Source organism: Pseudomonas putida (genome assembly GCF_028682635.1).
GTDB classification, from domain to species: domain Bacteria; phylum Pseudomonadota; class Gammaproteobacteria; order Pseudomonadales; family Pseudomonadaceae; genus Aquipseudomonas; species Aquipseudomonas putida_AE.
On sequence record NZ_JANHLK010000037.1, the window covers coordinates 1 to 11,723 of the forward strand.

The window sequence follows — 11,723 nt, forward strand, 5'->3', positions numbered from 1 at the left end:
TGGCTGATAGGCCGTCTTCGCTGGCAAGCCAGCTTCTACAAGGTTTTGTGGCTCAATCGGATTTTTTGCGGATCCAGTAGAGGTAGGTGCCGGCGTCTTCATGCTGCCCCACCAGCTCATGGTCGAGAAACACGCAGAACTTGGGGATATCGCGGCGGGTCGACGGATCGGTGGCGATCACCTTGAGCAGGCCGCCGGGCACCAGGTCACGGATGTGCTGGTGCAGCATCATCACCGGCTCCGGGCAGTTGAGGCCGGTGGCGTCGAGGGTGCCGTCTACCGGCGTATCAAGCAATTCACTCATGATTCACTCCTGAAACTTACCGGCATTGTCGCCCATTGCCGGGTGTTCGGTCATCTGTGGCATTACGCCGCCCTTGTGGAATTACCACGGTCCTGTGGGAGCGGGCTTGCTCGCGAAAGCGGTGTGTCACCAGCGTTGATGTCGACTGACACGACGCCTTCGCGAGCAAGCCCGCTCCCACATGGGGCCGCGTGTATCAGCGGGATTTCGCTTTTTTCACGTCCAGGCGGCGCAGGTGGCAGGTCACTTCCTCACGGTCGTGGTACAGCTGTTTGCAGCCGATCTCGACCTTGATCCCCCGCGCCTTGAAACCATCGGCAATACGCTCCAGCAAACGCTTCACCTCGGCATACCGCTGCTTCATCGGCAACTTGAGGTTGACTACCGCCTCGCGGCAATGCCCCTCACCGATCCACTCCTCCAGCATCGCCGCGTTACGAGCCGGTTTTTCGACAATGTCGCAGACCATCCAATCCACCGGCTGCTTGGGCTTGAAGGTGAAACCGTCGGCCATAAGGTGCTGCACCAGGCCGGTGTCCATCAGGCTTTCAGCCATCGGGCCATTATCGATGGCGGTCACCAGCATGCCACGGTTGACCAGCTGCCAGGTCCAGCCGCCGGGCGCCGCGCCCAGGTCGACACCGGTCATGTCGCTGTGCAGGCGCTCGCCCCACTGGTCCCGCGGGATGAAATGGTGCCAGGCCTCTTCGAGCTTCAAGGTCGAACGGCTCGGCGCCTCACGGGGGAATTTCAGGCGCGGAATGCCCATCGGCCACATCGCCGAGTTGTTCGACTCCGCCAGGCCAACGAACACTTCACGGCCGCTCTTGAACGTCAGCAACAAGCGCGGCTTGGTCGCATCGTCCACCAGCTTGCCGGCGCCGGTCAGCGCCTTACGCAGCGGGCCTTCGAACTTCTTGCAGAAATTCGACAGCTCCTTGCCATCATTGGTGTCGACCACTTCCAGCCACAGGCTGCCGCAGGTCGGGAAATCCGCCAGGTGCGCGAGGATCACGCTGATGCGATCGCTCTCCGGCAGGTCGATGAAGATCCCCCGGGCCCACTGGCGCGGGAAGATCAGGTTGGTAAAACGCTGCCCGCGCATCAGGCGCTCGGCGCCGTCTTCCTCGGTGCAGACAAACTCGGCGCAGGCGCTGGCCGCCTTGGCCTTGGCATAACCGGCCACGTTCAGTTGTGCGGCGAGGTCGGAAATCTCGGAACAGACTTCACCTTCGAAGCCCGGCCGGCAATGCATGAAAAGGGTGTTCATTCTTACTCCTGGGCAGATGGCGAGACATTCAACCACTGCGCGATGCCCAGACTTGCGCTAACGCAAAGCCTGTCACGAAAACCGGCGCATGATAGCCGACTTCGGAACCTCGGACTTGCCCATAGAGTCCAGTTATTAGCCAGCTACTTAAAACAGGGCTAGGTTTAGTGCTCTGCCCGTTCCCTCAGTCCGTACCCGTGCGGACTCCAAGGAGTGACCGTAATGCCGTCCCTCGATAGCCTGAAGACCCTTAAAACACTGCAAATCGACGACAAGACCTACCACTATTACAGCCTGCCTGAGGCCGCCAGGAGCCTCGGCGACCTCGACGCGCTGCCCATGTCGCTCAAGGTGCTGCTGGAAAACCTGCTGCGCTGGGAAGACGCCAAGACCGTCACCGGCGCCGACCTCAAGGCCATTGCCGCGTGGCTCAAGGAGCGCCGCTCCGACCGCGAGATCCAATACCGCCCGGCGCGGGTGCTGATGCAGGACTTCACCGGCGTGCCCGCCGTGGTCGACCTGGCCGCCATGCGCGCGGCCATGGCCAAGGCCGGCGGCGACCCGCAGCGCATCAACCCGCTGTCGCCGGTGGACCTGGTGATCGACCACTCGGTGATGGTCGACAAATTCGCCACCAGCAGCGCCTTCGAACAGAACGTCGACATCGAAATGCAGCGCAACGGCGAGCGATACGCCTTCCTGCGCTGGGGCCAGAGCGCCTTCGACAACTTCAGCGTGGTGCCGCCCGGCACCGGCATCTGTCACCAGGTCAACCTGGAATACCTGGGCCGCACCGTCTGGACCAAGGACGAAGACGGCCGCACCTACGCCTTCCCCGACACCCTGGTCGGCACCGACTCCCACACCACCATGATCAACGGCCTTGGCGTACTCGGCTGGGGCGTCGGCGGCATCGAAGCCGAAGCGGCGATGCTCGGCCAACCGGTGTCGATGCTGATTCCCGAAGTGATCGGTTTCAAGCTCACCGGCAAACTCAAGGAAGGCATCACCGCCACCGACCTGGTGCTGACCGTCACCCAGATGCTGCGCAAGAAAGGTGTGGTCGGCAAATTCGTCGAGTTCTACGGCGACGGCCTGGCCGACCTGCCCCTGGCCGACCGCGCGACCATCGCCAACATGGCGCCGGAATACGGCGCCACCTGCGGCTTCTTCCCGGTGGACGACGTGACCTTGAGCTACCTGCGCCTGTCCGGCCGCCCCGACGCCACGGTCAAACTGGTCGAGGCCTACAGCAAGGCCCAGGGCCTGTGGCGCCTGCCGGGCAAGGAACCGCAATTCACCGACAGCCTGGCCCTGGACCTGGCCAGCGTCGAAGCCAGCCTCGCCGGGCCCAAGCGCCCGCAAGACCGCGTCTCGCTGCCGAACGTCGCGCAAGCCTTCAGCGACTTCATCGGCCTGCAACTCAAACCCACCAGCAAGGAAGAAGGCCGCCTGGAAAGCGAAGGCGGCGGCGGTGTGGCGGTGGGCAATGCGGACATGGCCGGCGAAGTGGACTACGAATTCGAAGGCCAGACCATTCGCCTGAAAAACGGCGCGGTGGTGATCGCCGCCATCACCTCCTGCACCAACACCTCCAACCCGAGCGTGATGATGGCGGCCGGGCTGCTGGCGAAAAAAGCCGTGGAAAAAGGCCTGCGGCGCAAACCCTGGGTGAAAAGCTCGCTGGCCCCAGGCTCGAAAGTGGTTACCGACTACTACAAGGCCGCCGACCTGACGCAGTACCTCGATACCCTGGGTTTTGCCCTGGTCGGTTATGGCTGCACCACCTGCATCGGCAATTCCGGGCCACTGCCGGAGCCCATCGAAAAAGCCATCCAGAAAGCCGACCTGACCGTGGCCTCGGTGCTGTCGGGCAACCGCAACTTCGAGGGCCGGGTCCATCCCCTGGTGAAAACCAACTGGCTGGCCTCGCCGCCGCTGGTGGTCGCCTATGCCCTGGCCGGCACCGTACGCATCGACCTCAGCCGCGAGCCCCTGGGCGTAGACCAGAACGGCAACCCGGTGTACCTGCGCGACGTCTGGCCCAGCAGCCAGGAAATCGCCGAAGCGGTCGAACGGGTCAACACCGCCATGTTCCACAAGGAATATGCCGAAGTGTTCGCCGGCGACGAACAATGGCAAGCCATCGAAGTGCCGCAAGCGGCCACCTACGTCTGGCAGGACGACTCGACCTACATCCAGCATCCACCGTTCTTCGACGACATCGGCGGCCCGCCACCGGTGGTCAAGGACGTCAGCAGCGCACGCATCCTCGCCCTGCTCGGCGACTCGGTGACCACCGACCACATCTCCCCCGCCGGCAACATCAAGGCCGACAGCCCCGCAGGCCAGTACCTGCGGGAAAAAGGCGTGGAACCGCGCGACTTCAACTCCTACGGCTCACGCCGCGGCAACCACCAGGTGATGATGCGCGGCACCTTCGCCAACATCCGCATTCGCAACGAAATGCTGCACGGCGAAGAAGGCGGCAACACCTACTACATCCCCACCGGCGAAAAACTGCCGATCTACGACGCCGCCATGCGCTACCAAGCCTCCGCCACCCCACTGGTGGTCATCGCCGGCCAGGAATACGGCACCGGTTCCAGCCGCGACTGGGCCGCCAAGGGCACCAACCTGCTGGGCATCAAGGCCGTCATCGCCGAAAGCTTCGAGCGCATCCACCGCTCCAACCTGGTGGGCATGGGCGTGCTGCCGCTGCAGTTCAAACTCGACCAGAACCGCAAGAGCCTGAACCTGACCGGCCGCGAAACCCTGGACATCCTCGGCCTGACCGGCGTCGAACTGACCCCTCGGATGAACCTGACACTGGTCATCACCCGGGAGAATGGCAGCCGGGAAAAAATCGAAGTGTTGTGCAGGATTGATACGCTCAATGAGGTGGAGTACTTCAAGTCGGGAGGAATCTTGCACTACGTGTTGCGGCAGTTGATTGCGTCGTAAGCGCGGGACAATCAGTGTTGAGGCTTCAGGCGCTGTTGCATCGGTAACGGCGCCTGAAGCCCTCCCTTACAACCTGCCATCCAAGCACCTTGCCGGCGAAGGCATCCTTACAACCAACTAATTACTTGCGAATGCACTCAATCCACTGTGGGAGCCAGCCTGCTGGCGATAGCGCCCTAACAGCCCACCATTCACTCGCGACTGCACCAAATCCCCTGCAGGAGCCGGCTTGCCAGCGATGGCACCCTCAAAGCCGACCATTCCCTCACGACTGCACCCAACCCCCTGTAGGAGCTGGCTTGCCAGCGAAGGCGCCCTCACAGCCAACCATTCCCTCGCGACTGTACCCAAAACCACTGTAGGAGCTGGCTTGCCAGCGATGGCGCCCTCACAGCCAACCATTCGCCCCCGGATGCACCCGATCCACTGTGGGAGCCAGCCTGCTGGCGATAGCCGCCTGAAAGCCAACAACAATGGCCAAGCCATATTCTGAAAGACCGTATTTGCGGGGGGACCACATCCCTGTGCTCAGTGTTCGCGCTAATGAAAGGACCGGAGCTTCGTCAAACCGCGACTAGTACTCGGTATCGCCTTCGATTTTGAAATGTTGAACCCAACCTTGTATCGATGTAGCAAGAACCATCAACGGTACCAGCATCAACAATGTCACGGTAATCATGGGCCAAGTAGTCATGTGCGTTCCCTGATTCAGGATAATCCGCCAGCTCGCCTTCCAAGTGAATGTCAGGCACCTATAAACATAGTCACAGCCACAGTTCTACACAGCCCATGTTAAGGAAAAAAGTCTGGTGGTTTCTTGCTGCTCCTCGGGTAAATCTGCCTAAATGCACCACTAAAGGTAGTTTCGCCAGTCAACAGGATGACCCCATGCTCGTACTGCCCTGGCCGTACCTGACATTACTCTCTGCCGGTTATGTTCTCGCGCTCACCTACGGTTACCTGACAGCTCAGGCGATCATTGCAATTATTCTGTTGGGACTCGCCGGATACGCCGTTCGGCAACACCGCTTTCGTTATGGCCCCTACCTCGGCCACGCCCTGTTCATCCTCGTGGCACTCGCCTTGGCCCTCCATTGGTGGCCGGGATTTCATAACGCCCGGATGATCGACCAGCAACGCTTCACCGAGAACGCCATACCCTTCTCGATGAACCTCAATCTGGATAAGCCGCTGATAGGCTTCTGGCTGTTGCTCGTATGCCCATGGATCATCGGCCGCCACTCGTTGTTGCAAGCATTAAATGTTGGAGCTTTGACACTTAGCCTGACGGTACTCGTCACGCTTGGAAGCGCATGGCTGCTAGGGATTGTCGAGTGGTCACCGAAATGGCCGCCGCAGGCCTGGCTGTGGATAAACAACAATCTGCTGCTAGTGACGCTGGTAGAAGAAGCGCTGTTTCGCGGCTACCTGCAAGGCGGCCTGAGCCGACGCTTCCAGCATCTCCCCTACGGCGAACACCTTGCACTGCTGATCGCTTCTATATTATTTGGGTTGGCACATTGGAGCGCGGGTTGGGAATGGGTATTACTGGCGACCCTGGCAGGCGCTGGCTATGGCGTAGCCTATCGATTCGGTGGATTGGCAACCGCCATTGCTACCCACTTCGGGTTGAATCTGCTGCATTTCGGACTGTTCAGTTACCCGATGCTGGCCAGCTGAACCATCATTCGTCGAACAAACCGAGCCGCCACCGAATGGTTGAACTCCGACAAAACACCCTGAACGTTGGCAAGAACAACCGACTATCGGTAGGGAACTACACAGCTTGACTCCTGTCGGGCCCAGCGTTTACCCTCCCGCCCCACGAATGGAAGCGATCTGTCCTACATCGACAGTTAGTCCTCTGAAAATGAATTCAAGCAACGCGTTTACCGCGTCGTTGTGCTGTGCGGTAAACCATCTTGAAGCCTCGTTCCTCTCTGCAAATCAAAAAATCGGTCATCTTTGCCCTGGTGTTGCGCGAAGCGCGCGCGCGTATAGGCGCGAGCCGTTTGGGCGCAGTGTGGACGCTGCTGGAACCGATCGCTCACCTTTTAGTCTTGAGTGTTCTGTTTGCACTGGTTCGCGGTAGATCGGTAGCCGGCCTCGAATTTCCTGTCTTCGTCCTGGTTGGACTCGCACCCTTCCTGCTGTTTCGCAACACAGCGTTGCGCTTGATGGACAGCCCCAAGGAAAACCGCTCGCTGTTTGCCTACAAGCAAATCAAACCCCTCGACACCTTCATCGCCCGGGTCCTGGTGGAATTCAGCATCTCCGCCCTGGTCTACGCCATCCTGGTATTCGGCTTTGCCTGGTATGGCTTCGACATGTCGATAAAGTCACCTATCCAATGGGTACTGACTATCCTGCTCGGCCTGCTGTTTGCCTTCGGCCTGGGCATGCTGCTGGCGCTGATTGCCCATGCGATCCCAGGCAGCAAGATATTCATCCGCATGATGTTCTTCCCGCTGTATTTCATTTCCGGCGTTCTGTTACCCGCGGCCTATCTGCCTCACGCCATGCTGCCACTGCTATTGCTCAATCCGTTCCTGCACTTGCTGGAACTGATCCGCGCCGAGATCTTCCCCTACTACGTGCCCGTCGATGGCGTCTCTCTTGAGTACGTAATCGCTGTCACCCTGGTTTTGTTGTTCGTATCGCTCGGCACATACCGGGTTCGTCGACTGCATTTGATCTCCACCAAGAACGGCTAACCGCAGGCTTACCGTGTTCGAGCTCAGAAATATCACCAAGTCGTACCTGACCCCCAAAGGGCGTCGCCACGTGTTTCGTGACCTGTCACTGAAGATCCCCGCCGATAAAAACATCGGCCTGATCGGCCGTAATGGCGCGGGCAAATCGACCCTGGTTCGTCTGTTGGGCGGTGCCGACGTGCCGGACTCCGGCACCATTGCCACCAACAAGAGCATCTCCTGGCCCGTCGGTTTGTCCGGTGGTTTCCAGGGCAGCATGACCGGCCGCGAAAACATCAAGTTCGTCAGCCGCGTCTACGGCGCGGTCGGCGACGCCATGCGTGCAAAGGTCGCCTACGTCGAAGACTTTGCCGAGATCGGCAGCTGGATCGACGAACCCGTAAAGACCTACTCCTCAGGCATGCGTTCGCGCCTGGCGTTCGGCCTGAGCATGGCCTTTGACTTCGACTACTACCTGATCGACGAAGTGATGTCGGTAGGTGACGCGCACTTCAAACGCAAGTGCGCCAACGTCTTCGAAGAGCGCCTGCAGAAATCCAAGGTCGTGCTGGTTTCCCACAACATGAATGAAATTCAGAAGCTCTGCGACGTCGTACTGCTGGTGCGTAATGGCGGAGTGCAGATCTATGACGATGTCGCCGAAGGCATCAAGGCCTACAACACCTGATCGCCCTGACCGTGGCGTGATTGTTTTATTTCAAGGATGCGTGTGCATATGAGCAGTACGGGTAAATTCAAGGGCTGGCGCCTGACACTGGGGCTGATCGTGCTTCCAATGGTACTGGCCATCGTCTACTACAGCTTCTTTGCCGTGGACCGCTATGTCAGCTCCGCGCAAGTGGTGGTGCGCCAGGATGGCAACAATCCAGCCGCCCAAATGCCGGGCCTGGGCATGCTGCTCAGCGGCGCCAACCCGGCCTCCCGCGAAGAAACCCTGTACCTGCGCGAATACATCGTGTCGATGGACATGATGCAGCTGCTGGAAGACCGCCTGCACTGGGTCGAGCAATACAGCAAGCAACGCAACGACCCGTTCTTCTGGCTGAGCACCGACACCGAGCGCGAAGACTTGCTCAAGTACTACCAGCGCATGGTCACCGCGCACTATGACGAAACCACCGGCCTGCTAAAAGTTGAAGTACAAGCCTTCAGCCCGGAACTTGCCGAGCAAATGGTCCAGGTCATTCTCGAAGCCAGCGAGCACTTCGTGAACGAAGTCTCCCACAGCATCGCCCGCGAGCAGATGCGCTTCTCCCAAGGCGAACTGGAAGGCGCGAAAGCCAACTACACCCTGCGCAAGGAAGAGCTGCTGAGCTTCCAGAACCGCAACAAGGTACTGGATGGCAAAAGCTCGGCCCAAGGCCGCGCTAGCATCATCGACACCCTCGAAGGCGAGCACTCCAAAGAGCGCGCCGTGCTCACCCAGATGCTCTACAAGCTTCGTGCGGACTCACCGCAGGTCAAGCAGCAGCAACAACGCGTGAGCGCCATTCGCGAACAGCTGAATGCCGAAAAACGCCTGCTGGTATCCGCACCCGATGGCGACCAACTCAACGTTGTTGCCTCGAGCTTCCAGCAATTGACCCTGGACGCCGGCATCGCTGAAGAAACCTACAAGACTGCCGTCGCCGCACTCGACAATGCCCGTATCGAAGCCAGCAAGAAGATTCGCACCCTGGTCACCGTGGTCAGCCCGAACACTCCACAGCTGGCCATCTACCCGGAACGTCTCTACAACCTGGCAACCATCTTCCTGGCACTGCTGCTGCTCTACGGCATCACCCGCTTCCTAATTGCATCGATCGAGGATCATCGTGATTAAATCCATTACTGGCCTGCCCCTTCGCCCCCTGAACGTGAGCATGCGAAACAGCGCTGTAGCGGGTTTGATCCTCGCGGCCCTGACCCTGGCAGGTTGCGGCGGCACCCTGTCCGGCGCCGGTCCTTACAAAGGCGATATCGAAAGCAAAAACCAGCCATACAACCTGGTCGAGATCAACGCCAACACCATCGCCCCGTACATGCGCGGCGCGGTGCGTCCGGTACAGGCCAGCATCGCCAAGCCGGTCGCCCCTTCGGCGCGACTGATGGCCGGTGACATCCTCAACGTGCTGATCACCGACAACGCACCAGAAGGCTCGGCGCTGTTCGCCCCGCTGTCCGCTGGTGGCACCCAACTCAAGACCCGCATCGACGATCAGGGCATGATATCCCTGCCCTACGTCGGCCGTCAGTTCGTCGCCGGCATGACGCTCAACGAAGTTGAGAACATGATCCGCAAACAGCTCAAAGGCGTGACCACTGACGTGCAGACTCACGTTGAACTGGTCGGTGATCTTTCGGGCTCGGTACTGGTAGCAGGCGCAGTTAAAGCCCCTGGCCGTTTTAGCACCTTGCAAGGACCATTGACGCTGCTTGATGCCATTAACCAGGCCGGTGGACCTGTGCTGGAACCACACTTGGTCAACGTCACAGTACGTACTGGTAGTCAGGTTCAGCAGTTCAACTATGAAGACATACTGGCCGGCAACAATATGGTTCTGCGTCCGAACTCGGAAGTAGTACTGGACCGGGCACGCCAGCGCTTCGTGGCAATGGGTGCTGTTGCCGAACCTGGCTTAAAAGACATGCCAGCGCAATATACAAGTCTACTGGACGCCCTGAGCAGCGTAGGAGGACTTAAAGAAGGTAGCGCGAATCCGGAAGGCGTCTTTGTATTCCGCATGGGAACTGATGGCAATCCAAAGCCGACAGTCATGCGACTGGATATGCGTGATCCGGCGGCCATTTTTTATGCCCGTCAGATAATGATCAAGCCGGACGATACGATTTATGTAACCAATGCCGCAGTATACGAATGGCAAAAAGTCATTAGTCCAATTGTTCAAACAATGTTGCTAGGGCGCGCCACTGGCATTCAGTAATGTAACGAAACCAGACTTGCGAACCAATCAAAATGCAGTCTGAGAAGCTGAACGCAACACCGCTACCAGGACCGTCCTGCACGCCCGTACGTGCAGGACCATCCTCCTGCATAATTTACCGAGGAGCAAATACCAAATAGGATCTCAACTCTCGACAAATTCAGCTCCAATGAAAGATACATTCAAGAGAGATATCGAAGGAAATTCACAAGTACGACTTAAGGAGCGCACTTATATAGAGTATTGCCCTTAACAATGTTACCTTGAGTTTTTTGCCCATCGGGTTTATTTAGATTTTGGTATGGCTCAAATACACGTCTACGACTGGCGCTATCAATACGATTTTTCATAATTGTATTATTATCCCCTTCAACACGTATCGCAGTGTTTGTACCACAAAAATCATTCCTCTGAACAACATTGTTATTGGCATGGTCCGCGTAGAACCGACCACTCTCATCTACAGAGGGATCACCACACCCCCACTTACTCAAATCCCTGCTTTGTCGCGACGCGATCCAGACACCCACGGACTCACCCATAAAGATATTTTCCTCTATAATATTAAAGTCACTTGACTGCCAACGAAGCGCCGACTTCCCTGACAAAAAATTCTCTCCACAGTTCTTATAAATAAAAATTCCACCCGCAGCATTATTGATAAAATGATTGCCCTTGATTGTATTATACGCAGACGAATCGATGGCCAATCCTTCACGGCGCCTATCCATACCACTAGTGCGAATTGTATTATTAATAACCTTAATACGCTGTGATCCTTGCTCCAAGTAGACCCCCACCTTGCCAGAACTCTCAATTATCGAATTACTAAGAGACGAGTCCGTTACGTAACTGTCAAAATAAACACCGCCGCGCCCGCTCCCCGATACCGTAACACCATCAATAAGAATTTTTTTCGGCGCCAATACGTAGTTCGCATCTTTATCCGCGGAAAAATCGTGTAATCGAAACCCTGACGTTATATTGATGCCGCGATTTTTAAAATTCTGGATTCGGCAGTTTTCTACCGTCACATTCTCAATAAGCTTTTTTTTACCATCAATCTGAATTCCAACCGCCCGCTTACCTTCGCCCTCCAGCGTCGCACCATTACAATCGAGATGCGTATTACTCTCAACGATCCGTACACTTTGAAAATAGGTACACGCAGAGTTCAACTTTACGTTACCACGAAGCACACCCTGATGCGGCAACACACACACACCATCATCAACGGCCGATGCAACCAAAGGGAAAATAGTCAACAAAAAAAATAAGCTAGGAACACGCGAAGACAACCGTTCATTATTTTTAACTTTCAACATTTCTAATCTCTTTTAAATGCTTCCAATATCTCATCGACCACTAGACCACACCAAGGTTCAAGCATTCATAAAAAGAGTGAGCGTTTAGACTTGCACTCGCCAGCGGTGCGATTATCGCCAAAGAAAACCTGAGCAGCCTAACTCCCTGCAACGAACAATAGCGATAGTGCGCCTCATAAATTCGAATCTCTATTTTGCCAATGCGCGGAGCTCCCCCCTTAC

9 protein-coding genes are annotated in these 11,723 nt (G+C 57.4%); 6 read left to right on the plus strand and 3 right to left on the minus strand.

Features of this window, described 5'->3' with window-relative positions; translation table 11 throughout:
• Positions 1-52 precede the first annotated feature (52 nt).
• Positions 53-304 (minus strand): sulfurtransferase TusA, encoded by a 252-nt coding sequence (gene tusA / locus NPS56_RS28185; RefSeq protein ID WP_274077684.1) that lies wholly within the window; start codon positions 302-304, stop codon positions 53-55.
• Positions 305-500: 196 nt separating this feature from the next.
• Positions 501-1,574, minus strand: coding sequence for a 23S rRNA (cytidine(2498)-2'-O)-methyltransferase RlmM (gene rlmM, locus NPS56_RS28190; protein ID WP_274077685.1), 1,074 nt, complete (start codon positions 1,572-1,574; stop codon positions 501-503).
• Positions 1,575-1,796: 222 nt separating this feature from the next.
• Here rlmM and acnA point away from each other — a divergent pair, with 222 nt between their 5' ends.
• The 6 genes from acnA to NPS56_RS28220 all read left to right on the plus strand — a co-directional run bounded on the left by acnA (position 1,797) and on the right by NPS56_RS28220 (position 10,176).
• Entirely contained in the window at positions 1,797-4,538 is a 2,742-nt protein-coding gene (gene acnA, locus NPS56_RS28195) for an aconitate hydratase AcnA (RefSeq protein WP_274077686.1), read from the plus strand.
• A gap of 888 nt (positions 4,539-5,426) precedes the next feature.
• Positions 5,427-6,218 (plus strand): CPBP family intramembrane glutamic endopeptidase, encoded by a 792-nt coding sequence (locus NPS56_RS28200; protein WP_274077687.1) that lies wholly within the window; start codon positions 5,427-5,429, stop codon positions 6,216-6,218.
• A 341-nt stretch (positions 6,219-6,559) separates the two neighbouring features.
• Positions 6,560-7,252, plus strand: coding sequence for an ABC transporter permease (locus tag NPS56_RS28205; RefSeq protein ID WP_274077712.1), 693 nt, complete (start codon positions 6,560-6,562; stop codon positions 7,250-7,252).
• 13 nt (positions 7,253-7,265) lie between these two features.
• Positions 7,266-7,919 (plus strand): ABC transporter ATP-binding protein, encoded by a 654-nt coding sequence (locus NPS56_RS28210; protein WP_274077688.1) that lies wholly within the window; start codon positions 7,266-7,268, stop codon positions 7,917-7,919.
• A gap of 48 nt (positions 7,920-7,967) precedes the next feature.
• Complete coding sequence (locus tag NPS56_RS28215; protein ID WP_274077689.1) at positions 7,968-9,074, plus strand: ABC transporter permease; 1,107 nt, start codon at positions 7,968-7,970, stop codon at positions 9,072-9,074.
• Positions 9,075-9,114: 40 nt separating this feature from the next.
• Positions 9,115-10,176, plus strand: coding sequence for a polysaccharide biosynthesis/export family protein (locus NPS56_RS28220; RefSeq protein WP_274077713.1), 1,062 nt, complete (start codon positions 9,115-9,117; stop codon positions 10,174-10,176).
• A gap of 218 nt (positions 10,177-10,394) precedes the next feature.
• On the opposite strand, the gene NPS56_RS28225 is transcribed toward NPS56_RS28220, so the two are convergent.
• Positions 10,395-11,501 (minus strand): right-handed parallel beta-helix repeat-containing protein, encoded by a 1,107-nt coding sequence (locus NPS56_RS28225; protein ID WP_274077690.1) that lies wholly within the window; start codon positions 11,499-11,501, stop codon positions 10,395-10,397.
• Positions 11,502-11,723 lie beyond the last annotated feature (222 nt).